Raw genomic sequence first — 17,292 nt, forward strand, 5'->3', positions numbered from 1 at the left:
GCCTCTAAGGACCCGCACTCTGTTTCTGCTCTCTTCTCTTGTCAAATAACTTCTCTTTGCTTCACTTAGCCTTCTCTTTTTATGAGTGACTTCGCTAGCAGCGAGAACCTTTAGCTACACAACCCACTTCGCCTTGTCAAACCTTTTTCAAATAATTTTATCTAAATATTTAAATCTTTGATATTATTAAATAAATATTAAATTATAATTTGATATTTATTTAAGCAACTCTACACCTTACAATTCTTGGTTTGAGAAAATTGTTTTCATTTTTTGGAATATTTCTAACTAAGAAACCTATATGATTTTTATTTAAGTTTTTTAATGAAACCATTTGTGAGTCATTGCAACAGCAGCAGCTTCACCCGCTGCGGCTGCCTGAATTGCTCCACTCCATCCATGGATATCCCCAGCAGCCCAAATCCCTTTAACACTTGTTTCTTTGCAGGAATCGATTTTGAGATAACCTGCTTCATTAAGTTCAATTTGAAAATTTTGAACAAGTTTTTGAATTAATGGTGATGGACGCTCAGGTAAAGTCCACAGTATACTTTCGATATCAACCTGTATTTCATTTTCGAGTGTAAGTGCATGTAAGATGCCGTCTGCATGATGAATTTTTAAGATTTTTTCTTCATAATATTTGGTTCCTCTCTCTTTCAAAATATTTCTCCCTTCATCAGAAATTTTCTTTCCATTCAAAAAAACTTTATTTTGCGAAGTCCAGTTTTGAGAGATTTTTGAAAAATGAAGTATTTCTGCTTCAGTTTGCTTAATAATACCCCACTCACGATCTTTATTTTCATAACCATCACAGAAAGGGCAGGGAATAATTGTCTTTCCCCAACAGTCCATAAAACCTAAAATATTTGGATATTCATCGATGAATCCAAATGCTAATAATAAATTTCGTGATAAATAGCTTTTTCCTTCTTCCGTTTTCACGAGGAATTGATTTGATGCATTTCTATCAATGTCTATAGCAGTTTCTTTTACAAGCTTTGCGTGGTTATAAGCGTTAATTTGTTGCCATGAAATTTCTCGAATTTTATTAGGTGGATAGCCATCTAATCCTAAAAAATTATGCACTTCTTGTGCAGAAAAATTTCTAGGCAAGGTAGGAGCATCAATCACAATAATTTTTTTTCGTGTTCTCGACAATACCAATGCAGCTTCCATACCTGCTGGACCGCTACCAATAATAATCACATCGCATATTTCAGATTTTTGATTTTCCATATTGAACTCCAAAAATTTAAGAAACCATACCGTCAATCACTTCTTTAGTAGTTAAAATTGAATTACATCCATCTACACTTTTTCCAGCCTGCCAATAGTCTTTATAGCCAGAGCCTTCCAATGAGGCTCTTTTTAATTTCCAAACTGCTTGTAAAGTGTAATAAAGTCTCATCCAATGCTTCATTTTTTTGTGTTTCAGCAAATATTTTGTAATTGGATTTGCTTTTGTTCCTATTTTCTCAATGTATTCAGTTTTAATAACTGAAACAGGGACTCCAGATATTTTCTCGGTGAGTACGATATCTTGTGAGGTCGCTTTAAGGATTGCATTTTTATAATCTTGATGTGCATTGCACTCTTTTGTTGCTATAAATCGGGTTCCCATTTGCACACCTGCATATCCAAGGCTAAGCGCTTCATCATAAGTCTTTTTATCACTCACTCCACCTGCACAGATGATTGGAATATTTAATGATTCTAAATCTTTATAAAGGCTTTCAAGGGAGAGTTCGCCCGCATGACCACCCGCTCGATTATTTACACAAATGACGCCATGCACCCCAGACTCCAATGCTTTTTCGGCCCATTTTCTTTCAGTGACATCATGATAAACAATTCCACCGACAGCATTAGCTTTATCAACAACCCATTTTGGATTCCCTAAGGAAGTCACAAAAAAACGAACACCCTCTTCGAGGGCAATATCGAGCCATAACTTCATTCGATCTTCATAAAGTTTTGATGATTTTTCTGTGATAATATTTAATCCAACTGGCTTTTTCGTTAAACTCTTTATAAACTGCATCCCTTTACGAAAATCATGTTTGTGTGCAAAAACCATCGATAAAGGTTGGATAATACCAATACCACCCGCCTCAGATGCTGCGGCCACAAGTTCGGGATTGCTACAAGGATACATTGCACCGCATATAATAGGATATTTAATTCCTACTTGTTTTGAAAAAACAGTATTTTGATTCATTTTATTTCTCTGAATTTATAATTTAAAAATTTTATATTCGAACTTTCCACGTTGCATACACTTTTGATACAATAATATTCTTTGAGTCTTTAATATTAGAAACTATTTTAAATTCATCTTCACTTTTAAATTGTTTTGGTAATTGAAAATTTGCTTCTGCAATTAAATCTCCTCTTGCTTTCTTTAAATATTCAATTTCTATTCTAACTAAAATCCCTTTAGCTGAATTGGGAAGCTGTGAAGTAATTGATAGACCTGTAGAAAACTCACCAATATTCGCCAATGCAATTGCATGAATACATTTTAAGTGATTGCGAATGGCTCTTTTATCTTTTATACGAACTTGCGCCAATCCGTTTTCAATCTTTAGCACAACTGGACTTATTGAGCCGGTGTATGGAATATACTTTGAAACTAAACTTGAGAAAATAATATTTCCGGCAGGAAGTTTATTTAATTTTTCCCAACCAATTTTGATCATTTCACTTGGTGATGAAAAATTAGGAAGAAATTTTGACATAGAATGTTTCCTTTGCGCATTAAATTATTCAACGCAAGAATACATTCATTTATAAAAAGGTCGCAACAAAATATTCTATTATTTTACTCTGATTCTTCATGATCATATAAACTTTGACGAGAAATACCTAAGGCAGAAGCAATTTTTGATTTGTTACCTCCGTATTTTTTAGATGCAACATTAATCATTATTTTTCTTAAAATATCTTTTGCTTCATCAAAATTTTCACCTGATGAAATAAACTTTAAAAGAGCTTCTCCAAAGCGGCCCTCTAACACTTCACCATAACTTTTAGCTGCACCTTGCAATCCGTGTAATTGGATTTGTGAAGAACGCATACTTCCAATAATTTCCACATCTGAAGGATAAATTTGACTTCGATGATCTGCTAATGCTCGAGAGAGTGCATTCTCTATTATTTGATGTAACGTTCTAAAGTTTGCAGGAAAAGTGTGATTTGCAGCGAGATCAAGAATCTTATCAATTACTTCAGAACTTGAAGTCACTTTCAAATCTTCACTTGATTGAGAGATTTGATCAAAAATAAATTGAATTGCTTTTGGCAAATCATTATTTAATGTTGAAATAGTTGGCAAATCAATTTCTCTATGAGCATATGCTTCTAGAAATCCAGGCACAATTTTCTTCTGATAATCAGTACAATAAGTCGCAACAAATTTAATAAGACCAATTGATAGCTTACCCTCACCAAGCACAGAAGTAACATACTCTGAATCAAAAACACTTTTTAGCTTATTTTGATTTTCATGAGAAAGGGCGTGTATATTATCAAGAACTAAAACACCACCAACAGCCCTTTCAAATAAAGTCAATTGTAAGGTGTTTCCTGTCATAGCCGCTTCGCCAAATAATAATAATGAATTCACTTCATCACTTTTTGAAGCACAATCGTGATAAACAATATTTCGGGAGATACTCCCATAATTTTGTTTTAAATATTGGTGAGCAAAAAATTGCGATCCAAGCGTTTTACCAGTCCCTGAAGCCCCACAAATTAACAATCTTTCTTCTTTTCGACGCATTGAATGTTCAAATGCATCAGTGGTTTGCTTTACTAAAAAGAGCTCTTTTGAAAATCGGGTATCAAACTCCATTACTTTTAATTTTCGAATAATCGTAGCTTGCAAAGCAGAGGAGCCCAAAACTTTAGTTAAAGAAAATGAATCTTTAAGTTTAGGGCAAAACATATCTGCTCCAGCTCGGATAACTTTAGCGGGCAGATCAAGATCATCTGAATTTGAAATCATTATTACTGGTAAACCAGGCAAAGTTGTGCGAAGATCAGGGAGAAGATCAATTCCCCATTTAGTTGTCCCTTTATAAAAGCAATCAACGACGCAGACATCATAAATATTTTTTCTTAAAAGCTTTTCTGCTGCTTTAATACTATCTGCTGTATCTGCCTTACCACCTAAACCTTCAATAGCAAGCACGATATCTTCTGCATCTTCAGCAGTGTCATCAACAACAAGCCATCTAGAAATTGGAAATACTTTAGAAATCATTGTTTAGAGTCTCCGATCCAATTAAGCGCCAACCCTTCAATCCTCTCTTTTTTTGTGATGAGTCTTAATGTAAATGATTCTGGTAAATTGAGCTCTTCATCAGCCACGACCTCAATTTTATCTTTTAATAATGATGATTGAATCAAACTACTAAGTTCTTCTTGAGATACAATATATTTATTTAAGCCACATTCAATTGCTTTTTTAAGAAGTTCATCACTCTTAAATATAATCACTTTCTTTTTTCCAATGGATACAAATTCATTTTGTAAAGAAGTTTCAATTAAAAAGGCGGGGATATCGAATCCAGTCTCTACAGTCTGATTGTTTATATCAAAAACCATTCTGCCGCTTAATTTAGCAGTGCCTCTTTTTATAATGGATAACCCTCTCCCTGTCCTGCCAAAAAACTTAAAAAATACAGGAGAATTTAAGTTCTTCATATCAATTCTATTTGTTAACTTTGCAAAGTGAATATTTGCGGCATTAAAAAAAGAAACTGGGGAATATATTCTTAAAATAAAGAAGTTTTCTTTATAATATATTTTAATATTTGGCATTGCTTTAGCGTGCTTTATTGCATTAGAAGACAGATTTACTATTATTCTTTCAAATAATGAAATATCTGCAATTGAAATCATACAATTTTCAGGCAATTCATTTTCAATTTTACAACCAACAAAATAAGATTGAATAAACTTAAAAATATTACGTGAGTCTAGCTCTTTAAAAGTATTTATTTCTTGGCTAGAATCGTCTGAGCTTCTGATTTCTATTGCCAAACGTTGCATTATTCCACGAATAACGGATACATTATAATTTAGATCTTCCTGAGCATATTTTCTGTCGATTGTATCGAGAACTTTAGCAATGTCATGCTGAGCATCGAGGACCAATGTTTGAAAAAATTGTAAATTTTTTCCCCTCACTTGAACAGCTTTTTGAGCTAGAATTCGAACATTAAGCCAATTTATTTTATCAGCTTTTTCAAGAAGTTCATCCACATCTTCCGTTTGTTCAAGCAGCTTTCCTGCAAAACCAATGGACTTTAACATAGCTGTAATACACAAACCCCAAAAGAATATAACAGCTAATGAAACTAAAATAGGTAAGGAAATACTGTGATATTCAAAGATATTTAAGTGGTTATCAATACAGGTATTTATTGTTAATTCAACCAAATATGGATAAGGAGATCGCACAGGTTGAAAATATTCTGTTCTCTTTTCAAGACATTCCGCTGGTGATGCTTCAGATGAAATCCACTCACCAATGAGCTGTCTATCAGGATTGAGTAAATAAACTGATACTCTTGCAACTCTTTCTTGACTTGAACTCTTTTTAGAATCAAACGTAAAATTAAGATATTCTTGCATTAAGGATAAAGATTGATCTTGTAAACCTTGTGAATCAAGCTCTGCAGTTCCTAAAATACTTCCAGAGATTCCGCCCATTATAAGCGCTACATCATTCCTTAAGTTGGCTATTCTTTCGGCTCTAACGGATAGTGTCCAGATAACAACATATAGAATAAAAAACCCGATTGCAGAAATGATAAAGTATGCAGATAAAGATCCTGAGTTAAATCGAAACTTTAGGTTTAAGCGCATTTTATCGTTCATTCCATAGTAATTCAAGAATCTTAAAACAAGAAACATGTGAGCAATTCCACCACTATCATGCAAAAGCGAAAAGCCCAAGCATTCTAAATATCGCTTTGTTTATTTAGCTAATGATTAAAACTCAAATAATAGAAACAAGTTCCTTTGTAAGGAAATTTCACTTGCAAATAGTAAAAACAGATGATATTGCCAAGCTTCCAGCTTTTCTGTCAAAGGAAGAGCCATAAGACAGCGTTTTTCTTGTTTTAACTTTTATTTTAATTATTTTAGGAGGTTGGTGTGCACGGATCACGTCATCGTCGCAAGCATCCAAAAGGTCGTCGTAAAGTTGGTCGTAAAAAAAGAAGATTGCTCAGACGTCGTCGCGCAATGAGAACAGGCGGTAAGTAATAATCGCTCTGGCTTCTTGCAAGCAAAGAACTCCTAAAAGAGACTTTTGATACCTTCAAAAGTCTCTTTTATTTTGAAATCTGTTAATAGAAAGCTTAAACACTTTGACTAAAGTTAGATTTAACTAAGGAGTTTTCAATATTTAAATCAAAACAAGCGCAGATATTTCTTAAAAACGGCACCCCTTTAGGCAATACCTCAATATCCCCTCTCTCTACTTTCACAAGCTTATCTTGTAAGATAGGTTCAAGATTCTCAAAAATTCTATTCATAATATCACTTGGTAATTCTTCTTGAGTAAGCGATGTTTTTCTATAGCAAGATAAGTTTAAAATATGTTTTTTAATAACTTTATCTATTTTATTTAAGGAATAACCAACTTCATAGCAAAGTTTATCTTCAGCAATTGCAAGCATATACTCTTGAATCGATTTTTTATTTTGAAAATAAAATCCGTTGTAATCACTGATAGCAGAGACACCCAAACCTATTAAATTTGGAGTGTTTTGCACAGTGTATCCCATAAAATTTCTATGTAATTTCTGATTTAAAAAAGCTTCGTATAAAGAATCCGTCTTTAAAGCAAAGTGATCATAACCTAAATCTACATATCCATTTTGAGTCAAAATTTCATAGCCCACTCTATAAATTTCATATTTTTCCATGCCTACTGGTCTTTTATTTAGATCTAACTTCTGTTGACTTGGTCTTAACGCAGGCAAATGAGCATAGCTATAAAAAGCAATTCTATCGGGTTTAAATTTTGATACGAAAGAAAATGTTTCTTGGATAGTTTGAATTGTTTGCAAAGGCAATCCATAAATAAGATCATAATTAATAGATTGAAAACCAATTGTTCTTGCATACTCTGTACAAAAATGAACATCAGACTCTGTCTGAACCCTGCCAATGATTTTTTGCACTTCTTCATTAAAATCTTGAACACCAAGACTCAATCGATTAAATCCGTTGGCTTTCAAAATATCTAAGTGCTCCTTTGTTGTAACACCTGGGTGTGCTTCAACACTGAAATCATAATCATCAGCAATTTTAAAATCTTTTAAGAGTGATTTTAAAAAATAACTCAGATTTTTTGCTGAAAAAAAAGTGGGAGTACCCCCTCCTAAATGCATCTCTTTTAAAATAATATTCTTAGGTAATCTCTTTTTATATAATTCCCATTCTTTTAAAATAGAATTTAAATAAGGAATTTCAAGTTGATGATTTTTAGTAATTACTTTATTACAACCGCAGAAGTGACATAGTCTTTCACAAAAAGGTAAGTGAATATACAAAGAAATATAGGGATTTGTTTGTATATCAACATTATTATCGACTAAGGAGAAAAATGTATCATTTTTAAAATTTTTCTCCCAGTGTGGGTATGTTGGATAACTCGTATAACGAGGAATAGGTCGATCATATTTTTGCAATAAATCATTATTAATATCCATTAGATAAACTCCTTCTTCCTATTAGGAGAGATACATTACAAAAATAGATATATCAAAATTTAAAGAAATGAATAGAAAATAATATTTTTTTATCTTTCAAATAGACTCTGATTTCAATGCTTTAATTAGAAATTCATTTAGTTTTCTTAAAGTTATGCGTCCCTGTTTATTTTTCAAATTATTTATCATTTTATAAGCGTCTTTTTTATTTTTTTGATAAAAATTTTCTGCGATACTTTGCAAAGCATTCAACCGATCTAAATCAAGCCAATCAGCTCTTTCAGGTAGGGAATTCTCCTGAGTAAAATTTAAAGGACAGACATCAACTGCAAGCTGAACTTGATTTTTATTCTCAGAAACTTTATATTGTAAAGGAAGTCCTTGAGTACGACAAATTGTTGGTCGAACTTCATAAATTGCGCAAATATCATTTCGCAAAAAGGAACATGGTTTACTTTTTTTCCCTAAAGTGTTTTGTTTTTCAGATGATTCAGGAAGTTCTAAAGTTGCAAGAAATTCTTTTTTTTTAACTGGTGTCAAAAACATGACCCACTCAATTATTAATTTTGCTTCAACCTCAAAAACGGAAATATCAACGTAACAACATTTAGAACAACCTGATTTACACATCATATTTTTAGAAAACTTATTCTGAAAATTAATAAAAAAATTAGAACTATTTTCTTGAAGATTAATTAAAGGTTGCAGTTCCTGTGACGGGCGATTGTTCATTATATAAATAGTCCTCTAAAGTTAAATTCACAAAAGTCGAGACGTTTACTCAACTTTTATGTATGATAAAATAGTAACTAGATTAAAAGGAAGTCAAGATGTTTAAGAAATTTCTCAAAAAACTGTTCGGTTTTCTTTTTGTGGGTCTTATCTGGCTATTTATCTTCTCCATACCTGTTGGAGAAGGCAAACGATTATATAATATTTGCTATACTTATATTGTAGACACACGCCCTGTTCGATGGGTCAAAGAAAAAATTTCCTCAGGGGCAAAAACCACTGAAAACACAGCAAAAGACACTGCAAGTGAAGTGATTGACAAAGTAGGCAAAGAAGTGAAAAAGTAAAAAACTTGTCTTTCAACAGCTGAAATTCAAGTTTTTTACTTTAAGACTTTTTCAGGATCCTTTAATTATGTCTTTTCCTTATTTATTATTTCAAGCGCTTTCTGAAGAAGTTTCTCATTTTTCACAATCAAAACTGCAAAAAGCTTATTCAGAGCTTACCCAGCTTTATAGAAATAACAGAATTAACATTGATAACTCATTAAACTCAGCTGAAAAAAGAATTTCATATATTGCAGCACGTATGCCTGCTACATTCGGAGCTATTTCACGAGTTCTTGAAGAAATAGATCATGAAACAAAAGAAAAAATAACCTCATTACTTGATTTAGGGGCTGGACCAGGCACTGCAGCATGGGCCGCATGCGAAGCTTTCCCAAACCTTACAAACGTTACCCTCATTGAACGAGAAGTAGAAATGCTCCTTTTAGGACAGCGTCTTGCTAAAGAAAATAATATCCTAAAAAACGCAAATTGGTTAGCAAATTCAATGGAGAAAGCTATAAAAGAGGCGAATAATACTGATTTAATTGTAGCCTCATATTCCTTCAATGAAATCCCTAAAGATAAAAAATCTGTTTTTTTAAAAGATCTTTGGGAAAAAACCAATCATATTTTAATTCTAGTAGATCCTGGCAGCAAAGAATCATTTTCTTCTCTACATGAAGCAAGATCTTGGTTTTTATCGCAAAATGCTCATATTTTAGCACCTTGCTCACACACATCAACATGTCCTGCTTTTGCAAACAATGATTGGTGCCATTTTAGCACACGTATTCAAAGATCCTCTCTTCACCGAGTTCTAAAGGAAGGAGAAAGGGGCTTTGAAGATGAAAAGTTTTCTTACCTCATTATTTCAAAGCAAGAATCTCATAAACTCAACTCACGCATCATTCGTCACCCTGAAATGCATTCTGGCCATTTAAAACTGCAATTATGCACCGCAGAGGGATTTGTACAAAAAGTTTACTCCAAAAAAAATGGGGACGAATATAAAAAAGCTAAGAAGAGCTTATGGGGCGATGCTTGGGAACTCTCACACTAAATTTTACAAATTATAAATGAATCTGAAAGACCACGGGTATTGACGACCTCCACATGACGATTACTTTAAAGAATGTAAGGATTCTTTTTGTGCCAAAAGCTCTATGAAAGAATTTTTTTAACTACTTAAGAGGTAATCCATGACAAAAGAAGTACATTCGTTTCAAGCAGAAACTCAACAACTGATGAGCCTCATGGTTCACTCACTTTATTCCAATAAAGAAATCTTCTTACGAGAACTTATCTCAAATGCAAGCGATGCCGTTGATAAACTTCGTTTTGAAGAGATCACAAATCACAATCTTTTAAAATCTGAAAAAGAAAATTCAGTCTTAATTACAGCAGATAAAGAAAAACATACCTTAACTATTGAAGACAATGGTATTGGTATGAATAAAGAAGAAATCATGAATAACTTAGGTACCATTGCAAACTCAGGTACTAAAAAATTTCTTGAAAAGCTTTCTGAGCAAGACAAAAAAGATTCTAATTTAATTGGTCAATTTGGTGTTGGATTTTACTCAGCATTTATGGTTGCAAGTAAAATCACTGTAGAAAGCCGTTCTGCACATGGTGGAAGCGCATATAAATGGATTTCTATTGGCGATGGTTCATACACACTAGAAGAATGCGAAAAAGAAACTCGCGGAACAAAAATTGTTCTTGAACTAAAAGAAGATGAAAAAGAGTTTTCAGAAGATTGGCGCATTCGTGGAGTTGTAAAGAAATACAGTGATTATGTTACATATCCAATCTTTTTAAGTGAATTAAAAGAAGGAAAAACAGAAGAAACAAGACTCAATAAATCAACACCTGTTTGGGCACGCAATAAACGTGAAAATAAACCAGAAGATTATCAAGAACTTTACAAACAAATTTCTATGGATTGGCGCGAACCTCTCCTATGGGAACATATGAGCGTAGAAGGATTAGTTCCTTTTAATGCTGTAGTATATGTTCCATCCGAAGCTCCATTTGATTTATACACTCGTGACAATCATGGATTACATTTATATGTAAAACGCGTATCTATTTCTGAAAAATGCAAAGAATTACTCCCAGAGTATTTAAGATTTGTCGCCGGTGTTGTTGAAACAGATGAATTGCCATTAAATGTTTCAAGAGAAATCTTGCAACAAAATAACAAATTGCCTCAAATTAAAAAGCAAGTTGTTAAAAAAGTATTAACTGCTCTGCAAAACTTATCACAAAATGACAATGAAAAATACCTAAATTTCTATAAGGTATTTGGTGCTGTTCTCAAAGAAGGTTTCCATTTTGATCATGAACAACATGAATTCCTGAGTGAACTCGTTCGCTTTAAATCAACTAAAACTGGAAAAGAAGGTTACGTCTCTTTCAAAGAATATATCGAAAGAAGAGCTGACTCGCAAAGAGACATCTATTATTTAACTGGCCCAAGTTTTGAAGCTGTTGAACGCAGCCCCCATTTAGAAGCACTCACCTCACGCGGAATCGAAGTTCTCTTTTTAATCGATCCAATTGATGAATGGTTTATTATGAGCTATGCGAAACATGGTGAATATAATTTAAAACCAATTAATAAAGGCGATATCGATCTTTCTGGAGTTGGTAAAGAGTCTGAAGAAGAAAAGAAACGCGAAGAAGCTCCAGTTGAACAACTTGTAGGTCTCATCGATCTCTTCCGCACAAAACTCTCTGACGACATTAAAGAAGTCAAAGTTTCCAAAAGATTGCGTGAAAGTGCATGTTGCTTAGTTGCCGATGAACATGGCATGTCTGCTCATATGGAACGCATTATGAAAGCGACTGGACAAAGTTTTGGCGATAACAAACGCATTCTTGAAATAAATCCTTCTCACGCACTTATTAAAAACTTAGCTGAAAGAAAAAATACCGGAGCGGATGAAAACACTTTAAATGAATGGGTTGAAGTTCTTTATGAAACAGCTCTTCTATCTGAAGGTAGTCCTGTAAAAAATCCAGGAACGTTTGCTAAACGCCTTACAAAAATAATGGAAGTGGCTTCTGGTAAATAATACCTCACGGAAAAGTTTTCCTAAAGCAGTGTAAGACTCTCTAAATATTCTTATTCTACATAAGAAATGTTTTAGGGAGCTTTTTTTATGGAAGTTTTTGATGCCGAAGGCAAATCGATCTTTGACATACAACCCAAAAAAAAGAAAAGATATATTTTATTTCTCTTCTCTTTAAAAAGAGAAGATGAATCACGCATACGCACCATTGAAAAAGCAATTCAAACGGCTGTTTCTGATTTTATTATGATTCGTTTTGAAGATCCAAATGAAGGATTAAAAGCATTACTTGTGAAAAATATTGAAATTGTTTTTATTGACTCTTCTCTATTTAATGATGATAAAACTTCAATAGATTTTGCTGTTGAATGTAAAAAAAGAAAAAAATGTCCTATTTTTTTCATTGCAAAAGATGAAAAAGTTTTAATTCAAGAATATCGCGAAAAACTTTATTTATATGAAGAATTTGATGACTATTTTTATGATCCAATTGATTTTGTAGAAATAAGTAAAAAATTAAAAAGGGCTGCAGCTAACTTAGGTCGAAGAGCAAAAAGATTTTCACTTGGCTTACCAATAAAATTGTTCAGGCTAAATACAAATGAAGAAATTAAAATCATTTTAAGTGATATAAGCCTTGTAGGATTTGGTATTATTTTGAGAAATGATGATATATTCAAAAAAAATGAACAAGTCAGAATTACTGTTCCTCTTGAAGAGTTTAAAATATTTCATCCACAATATGGAGAATTTTTACCTTTATCAGGTAAAGCGAGAAGAATATCCATAGATGGAAAAAGAGTTGGATTTTCTATTGAACACCTGACTCAAATGCAAATTGAACTTTTAATGAATATATTAGAAACTGTAACAAGAAGAATGAACATGATAAAGATTGCAAAAAAGCCTACCATTGTTGAAGTAACAGAATAATATTTTTATCAATGTTTTTTCAATTGAAGTGCATAATTATATAAATATTGACCTGCGCTTACAAGACTTGCCGCAAGTGCTAAATAAACAAATATTTGTCCAATATAATGAAATGGTACAAATAAAAGTGGACCACAGACCGTCAAACCAATTATTCCTAAATCTTGAAAAGTTGTTTTTGTTTTCCCAATAAAATTAGAGGGGATTTGAATTCCTTCATCAATAGCTGAAAGTCGAATTGCATTAATGCCAAGATCTCGAACTATAATAATAACTGCGATCACGCCTTCCATTCTATGCTTTTCAACTAGGATAATCATTGCAGAGACAACTAAAAGTTTATCCGCAAGGGGATCCAATAATTTTCCAAGAACTGTTTCCACATGAAATTTTCGAGCAATCCAACCATCAAAGAAATCAGTAATTGCAGCGATTGAAAAAACGATTGCAGCGGCAATATCGGTTGCACTCGGCACAATGGGTTGAATTATAAAAAAGTGTGCTGGACTTGGCGCAACTTCACCCAATGACATGAGATAAACCACAATAGGAATACAAAGAATTCTTAAATATGTCAGCCTATTGGGGAGTTTCTTAAGCCACATGGGTAAATTTTCTGGTTGACTGTTATTTTCTAATTGTAGCTGCCTATTTTTTTTAAAAAGAAAAAAAATCAAGAGTAACCTCACAAACAAGCAGGAAAGGCGAAAGAGACGTCGCAAATTACTATTCCCATCTCTCATTGTTGTGCAATGATATGGCTAGATTTTCAAGTCTCTCTATGAATTTTCTGTGATAACCTCAAAAGTTATCCTTCAAAGTCATATCCTTGACAATGGATCGAGGCGGTATAGTCTGTCTCTTCGAGGCATATGGCTCCTCTCAAGCTTTTCTATAAAAATACCTAAAGGAGGTTTTCATGAGCGTTTTAGTTGGCCGTCAGGCACCAAATTTTAAAGCTGAAGCTGTTGTAAATGGAGATTTCAATGAAGTTTCACTTTCAGACTATAAAGGCAAAAAATACGTTGTTTTATTTTTCTATCCTCTCGACTTTACATTTGTTTGCCCAACAGAGCTTCATGCTTTTCAAGAGAAATTAGAAGAATTTACAAAACGCGATGTTGAAGTTTTAGGCTGTAGCATTGACAGTAAATTTTCTCACTTTGCGTGGCTCAACACTCCAAAAAATCAAGGTGGTATTCAAGGAGTGCAATACCCGCTTATTTCTGATATTCATCGCACAATTGCACGTGATTACGATGTTTTAAGTGATGGTGGAGTTGCTTATCGTGGGCTTTTCTTAATTGATAAAAGTGGTATGGTACGTCACCAGTTGGTAAATGATCTTCCATTAGGCAGAAATGTTGATGAAGCACTTCGCCTTGTAGATGCTCTTCAGCACAATGAAAAACATGGTGAAGTTTGCCCGGCAAACTGGAATAAAGGCAAAGATGCTATGAAAGCAACTAAGGATGGTGTTAGTGGTTATCTTTCAAAGCACTAATTTATAATAATAAGTAATTATTCAACCAAGCTAAACTCTTTAGAGAGAATTCTTTAAAGAGTTTTTTTTAATATAAAAAGGAATTTTATGAAAAACTTAAAAAAAATAATTATTTATTTCTTTTTTGTTACTGCCAATCTAATCTTTAATATTCCAACAGCAGCAAGCACAGATCAATTTCCTAAATTGAGAAAACTTGAAAAAGAAGGAGTCCAAATAAGTGCATTAGTCGTGAGATTAAGTGATAAAAAAATAATTGCAGAACTTAATCCAGACAAAAGGCTTTCTCCAGCCTCAACATCCAAACTTATTCTTGCAGCGAAAGCTCTGGAAACATGGGGATCAAATAAAACATTTACCTCACAAATTTATATGAGAGGGCATCTTGAAAATGGAGTTTTAAATGGTGATCTCATTTTTTATGGTGCAGGGGATCCCTCACTCACTAACGAAAAAATATGGTTCTTAGCATCAGATGTATATCGTTACGGCATTAAAAAAGTGACCGGAAAACTCATAGTAAACAATTCATTTTTTGGTAAAATAAAAGAAGATGGAAATAGAAATGCTGGAAAAGCAAGGAGCAGAAATGCATACGATGCACCTTTATCCTCTTCAGCTATTAATTTTAGTGTTCTTGCCATAGTTGTAAATCCAGCTCAAAAAGTTGGTCAATCAGCAATAATAGCTTTAGAGCCATACGCAATGGAAAATATAAAAATTAACGGAAAAATTATTACAACAAAAGAAAACAAGAATGCTCAAATTTCTGTTGCAAGATCTTCAAATAAGGGAATAGATACTTTTACGATTTCAGGATCAATTCCAATAAATAGCACTGCTCAAAGAATTTATAGATCCGTTTCCAATCCTGATTTTTATGCCGGAGAAACTCTTAAGGCTTTCATTAAAAGTTCAGGAGTAAATATCTCTGGAAAAATTGTAATAGAATCACAATCTCTCTTAAAAAATGATAGGTTAATCGCAGAAGTTGATGGGTTTCCATTAGATTGGCAACTTAAAGGTCTTTTCCAAGTGAGTAACAATTTTATTGCTGACATGCTTGCATTAAATTTACTAAATGATGCATCTCCAAAAAATAAAGGAAACTTAGAAGAAAGCGGTAAATTACTAGAAAATTATGCAAATATCGCAGTAAAGGAATCTCCATGGGGTGAAATTATAAATAAGAATTTACCTATTGTCATGGAAAGTGGAAGTGGATTAACACCAAATAATCGACTCTCTGCTCGAGATATTATTTCTGTCTTGGATCGAATGTATTTTAATGGTAGAGAATTTCCAGCGTTTCTAGCAGCATTACCAATACCGGGAGATGAAGGAACGTTGAAAAAAAGATTTCAAACTTCCTCAGAAAAATTTCTTCAGGGGAGGTTAAGAGCCAAAACAGGTACCCTCAGCGAACCCGTAAATGTGAATGCGCTTGGGGGCTATAGTCGCCTGCAAAATGGTGAATGGATTTCATTTGCAATTATTGCAAATGGAATAAAATCCAAGCCACAAATTGAGATTAAAAACTTACGAGAAGCTATAGACTCGGACCTTGCAAGGGTTTTACCACCGGAGCTCTAAAATGGATAAAAAAACTAAGGGAACGTTTACTTTAAGAAGACTCTTTCCATCCCTACTCGAGGATGATCTCATTAGATTTCAAGAAAACTCTTCTGTAATTCGTCTCAAAAAAGGACAAAATCTTTTTATATCAGGTGACACACCTCGCTCTATTTATGGTGTTGCAAATGGCTGTCTAAAAATAGTGCGTGAAAGCCAAGAGGGAGAAAGCGTTATCACGCGTATTGTAAGAGCTGGTCAAATTGTGGGAATAAGAGAAGTTTTTGGTGAATTTAAATATGGGAGAACATCAGTTGCCTTAAAAGACAGTGAAGTTTTTTCAATTGAGAAAACAATTGTAATTGATTTAATACAAAGAAGTCCTGCTGTGTCTATGCAATTCATGAAAATATTTTGCAATGAATTGGCACGTCTTGAAAAAAGAATTGAATCCGATTTATATCGCCCAGCTAAAAACAGAGTTGCTTCAGTTATTTTTGAGCTTTACAATTTATTTGCGGATGAAGGTGCCCAGATCTTTGAACCACCTCTCAACCGCAGAGATATCGCCGAACTTGCTGATGTTACACCAGAGACTGTGAGCCGAGCGATTGCTGACTTTAAACAGGCAGGAATTATGGAAACTCATGGTTCTTCCTTCACAATTCTCGATACAAACTCTCTGCAAAATGAAGCAGAAGAAAGATAAAAATATTCATGTCTTGCTACCTTTTATGTGAAAATATCGAATTAAAGGCAGGATACAATACTCTCATTTCTTCTTTTTCATTAAAGCTTTACTCAAAAGAAAGCATTGCTCTCATTGGACCAAACGGAAGTGGGAAAACCTCACTGTTAAGAGTTTTGGCCGGAATTTCACGTCCATACAAAGGAAAAATTTTTGTAATGGAAGAAGAGCTCTGGCCAATAAATAATATTAGAAATGAGCATTATTCTGTTTTTCTAACAAATATTCCTTCACTACTTATGGATCACTGTGTTCTATGGAATTTAGAATTTTATACAGAATCTTACGGTTTAAAATTCTCAAAAGAAGAATACAGTAGTGCACTTTCTAAAGTAAATCTTGAAGGCAGAGAGTCACAAAGTGCAAGAACTTTATCCACAGGACAAAAACGTCGTTTAAGTTTAGCCGCTCTTTATCTTATAAAACCAAATATCATTTTAGCAGATGAGCCTACAAATGGACTTGATGAGTCAGGTTGCAATCTTTGTATTCAAATATTTAACGAATTATCGCAAAAAAATATGAGCTCAATTTTAATTGCAACCCACGATCAAAAACTCATTCAGTGGTGTCAAAAGACTATTTCATTAGAAGAGTTTATTCCCAAGCCGAGTATTGAAAAAAAATTGGTAAAAAAACTTTTGTAAAATGAATTTAATTATTA

16 protein-coding genes are annotated in these 17,292 nt (G+C 33.3%); 8 read left to right on the forward strand and 8 right to left on the reverse strand.

Going from position 1 to position 17,292, the window contains the following annotated elements:
• Positions 1 to 321 precede the first annotated feature (321 nt).
• The 7 genes from GCL57_RS06430 to GCL57_RS06460 form a co-directional block, all read right to left on the reverse strand.
• On the reverse strand, positions 322 to 1,239 hold the full coding sequence (locus tag GCL57_RS06430) for an NAD(P)/FAD-dependent oxidoreductase (RefSeq protein ID WP_152212534.1): 918 nt from the start codon (positions 1,237 to 1,239) through the stop codon (positions 322 to 324).
• Between the two features lie 16 nt (positions 1,240 to 1,255).
• Positions 1,256 to 2,221 (reverse strand): NAD(P)H-dependent flavin oxidoreductase, encoded by a 966-nt coding sequence (locus GCL57_RS06435; protein ID WP_152212535.1) that lies wholly within the window; start codon positions 2,219 to 2,221, stop codon positions 1,256 to 1,258.
• A gap of 31 nt (positions 2,222 to 2,252) precedes the next feature.
• Complete coding sequence (locus GCL57_RS06440) at positions 2,253 to 2,741, reverse strand: DUF4442 domain-containing protein (RefSeq protein ID WP_152212536.1); 489 nt, start codon at positions 2,739 to 2,741, stop codon at positions 2,253 to 2,255.
• An 83-nt stretch (positions 2,742 to 2,824) separates the two neighbouring features.
• A complete protein-coding gene (locus GCL57_RS06445; RefSeq protein WP_152212537.1) occupies positions 2,825 to 4,267 on the reverse strand; it encodes a sigma 54-interacting transcriptional regulator in 1,443 nt (480 codons plus the stop codon).
• Positions 4,264 to 5,925 (reverse strand): histidine kinase, encoded by a 1,662-nt coding sequence (locus tag GCL57_RS06450; protein ID WP_152212538.1) that lies wholly within the window; start codon positions 5,923 to 5,925, stop codon positions 4,264 to 4,266. Before GCL57_RS06450 ends, GCL57_RS06445 begins: the two co-directional genes overlap by 4 nt.
• A gap of 449 nt (positions 5,926 to 6,374) precedes the next feature.
• Positions 6,375 to 7,733 (reverse strand): oxygen-independent coproporphyrinogen III oxidase, encoded by a 1,359-nt coding sequence (gene hemN / locus GCL57_RS06455; RefSeq protein ID WP_152212539.1) that lies wholly within the window; start codon positions 7,731 to 7,733, stop codon positions 6,375 to 6,377.
• Between the two features lie 96 nt (positions 7,734 to 7,829).
• Entirely contained in the window at positions 7,830 to 8,465 is a 636-nt protein-coding gene (locus tag GCL57_RS06460) for a YkgJ family cysteine cluster protein (protein ID WP_152212540.1), read from the reverse strand.
• A 98-nt stretch (positions 8,466 to 8,563) separates the two neighbouring features.
• Here GCL57_RS06460 and GCL57_RS06465 point away from each other — a divergent pair, with 98 nt between their 5' ends.
• From GCL57_RS06465 to GCL57_RS06480, 4 genes are all read left to right on the forward strand, one after another.
• Positions 8,564 to 8,812, forward strand: a complete 249-nt coding sequence (locus GCL57_RS06465) for a hypothetical protein (protein WP_152212541.1) — start codon at positions 8,564 to 8,566, stop codon at positions 8,810 to 8,812.
• 67 nt (positions 8,813 to 8,879) lie between these two features.
• Positions 8,880 to 9,854, forward strand: a complete 975-nt coding sequence (locus GCL57_RS06470; protein ID WP_152212542.1) for a small ribosomal subunit Rsm22 family protein — start codon at positions 8,880 to 8,882, stop codon at positions 9,852 to 9,854.
• A gap of 139 nt (positions 9,855 to 9,993) precedes the next feature.
• Positions 9,994 to 11,874 (forward strand): molecular chaperone HtpG, encoded by a 1,881-nt coding sequence (gene htpG / locus GCL57_RS06475; protein ID WP_152212543.1) that lies wholly within the window; start codon positions 9,994 to 9,996, stop codon positions 11,872 to 11,874.
• 87 nt (positions 11,875 to 11,961) lie between these two features.
• On the forward strand, positions 11,962 to 12,804 hold the full coding sequence (locus tag GCL57_RS06480; protein WP_152212544.1) for a PilZ domain-containing protein: 843 nt from the start codon (positions 11,962 to 11,964) through the stop codon (positions 12,802 to 12,804).
• A gap of 8 nt (positions 12,805 to 12,812) precedes the next feature.
• On the opposite strand, the gene pgsA is transcribed toward GCL57_RS06480, so the two are convergent.
• The gene (gene pgsA, locus GCL57_RS06485; RefSeq protein ID WP_161597633.1) at positions 12,813 to 13,481 is read right to left on the reverse strand and encodes a CDP-diacylglycerol--glycerol-3-phosphate 3-phosphatidyltransferase; all 669 of its coding nucleotides are present in this window, start codon (positions 13,479 to 13,481) and stop codon (positions 12,813 to 12,815) included.
• 242 nt (positions 13,482 to 13,723) lie between these two features.
• On the opposite strand from pgsA, the gene GCL57_RS06490 reads away from it, so the two are divergent.
• The 4 genes from GCL57_RS06490 to GCL57_RS06505 all read left to right on the forward strand — a co-directional run bounded on the left by GCL57_RS06490 (position 13,724) and on the right by GCL57_RS06505 (position 17,275).
• Positions 13,724 to 14,308, forward strand: coding sequence for a peroxiredoxin (locus tag GCL57_RS06490; RefSeq protein ID WP_152212546.1), 585 nt, complete (start codon positions 13,724 to 13,726; stop codon positions 14,306 to 14,308).
• A gap of 87 nt (positions 14,309 to 14,395) precedes the next feature.
• Positions 14,396 to 15,901 carry a D-alanyl-D-alanine carboxypeptidase/D-alanyl-D-alanine endopeptidase gene (gene dacB / locus GCL57_RS06495; RefSeq protein WP_152212547.1) on the forward strand — a complete coding sequence of 502 codons (1,506 nt, stop codon included), beginning with the start codon at positions 14,396 to 14,398 and terminating at the stop codon, positions 15,899 to 15,901.
• Between the two features lies 1 nt (position 15,902).
• Complete coding sequence (locus GCL57_RS06500; RefSeq protein ID WP_152212548.1) at positions 15,903 to 16,589, forward strand: Crp/Fnr family transcriptional regulator; 687 nt, start codon at positions 15,903 to 15,905, stop codon at positions 16,587 to 16,589.
• An 8-nt stretch (positions 16,590 to 16,597) separates the two neighbouring features.
• Positions 16,598 to 17,275: an ABC transporter ATP-binding protein gene (locus GCL57_RS06505; RefSeq protein ID WP_152212549.1), complete on the forward strand. Its 678-nt coding sequence runs from the start codon at positions 16,598 to 16,600 to the stop codon at positions 17,273 to 17,275.
• Positions 17,276 to 17,292 lie beyond the last annotated feature (17 nt).

The sequence above is a fragment of the Fluviispira multicolorata genome (genome assembly GCF_009208585.1).
GTDB lineage: Bacteria > Bdellovibrionota_B > Oligoflexia > Silvanigrellales > Silvanigrellaceae > Silvanigrella > Silvanigrella multicolorata.

Coding starts and splice junctions, on each gene's coding strand:
- GCL57_RS06430 (WP_152212534.1), bottom strand. CDS start 1,239: ATGGAAAATCAAAAATCTGAAATATGCGATGTGATTATTATTGGTAGC.
- GCL57_RS06435 (WP_152212535.1), bottom strand. CDS start 2,221: ATGAATCAAAATACTGTTTTTTCAAAACAAGTAGGAATTAAATATCCT.
- GCL57_RS06440 (WP_152212536.1), bottom strand. CDS start 2,741: ATGTCAAAATTTCTTCCTAATTTTTCATCACCAAGTGAAATGATCAAA.
- GCL57_RS06445 (WP_152212537.1), bottom strand. CDS start 4,267: ATGATTTCTAAAGTATTTCCAATTTCTAGATGGCTTGTTGTTGATGAC.
- GCL57_RS06450 (WP_152212538.1), bottom strand. CDS start 5,925: ATGTTTCTTGTTTTAAGATTCTTGAATTACTATGGAATGAACGATAAA.
- hemN (WP_152212539.1), bottom strand. CDS start 7,733: ATGGATATTAATAATGATTTATTGCAAAAATATGATCGACCTATTCCT.
- GCL57_RS06460 (WP_152212540.1), bottom strand. CDS start 8,465: ATGAACAATCGCCCGTCACAGGAACTGCAACCTTTAATTAATCTTCAA.
- GCL57_RS06465 (WP_152212541.1), top strand. CDS start 8,564: ATGTTTAAGAAATTTCTCAAAAAACTGTTCGGTTTTCTTTTTGTGGGT.
- GCL57_RS06470 (WP_152212542.1), top strand. CDS start 8,880: ATGTCTTTTCCTTATTTATTATTTCAAGCGCTTTCTGAAGAAGTTTCT.
- htpG (WP_152212543.1), top strand. CDS start 9,994: ATGACAAAAGAAGTACATTCGTTTCAAGCAGAAACTCAACAACTGATG.
- GCL57_RS06480 (WP_152212544.1), top strand. CDS start 11,962: ATGGAAGTTTTTGATGCCGAAGGCAAATCGATCTTTGACATACAACCC.
- GCL57_RS06490 (WP_152212546.1), top strand. CDS start 13,724: ATGAGCGTTTTAGTTGGCCGTCAGGCACCAAATTTTAAAGCTGAAGCT.
- dacB (WP_152212547.1), top strand. CDS start 14,396: ATGAAAAACTTAAAAAAAATAATTATTTATTTCTTTTTTGTTACTGCC.
- GCL57_RS06500 (WP_152212548.1), top strand. CDS start 15,903: ATGGATAAAAAAACTAAGGGAACGTTTACTTTAAGAAGACTCTTTCCA.
- GCL57_RS06505 (WP_152212549.1), top strand. CDS start 16,598: ATGTCTTGCTACCTTTTATGTGAAAATATCGAATTAAAGGCAGGATAC.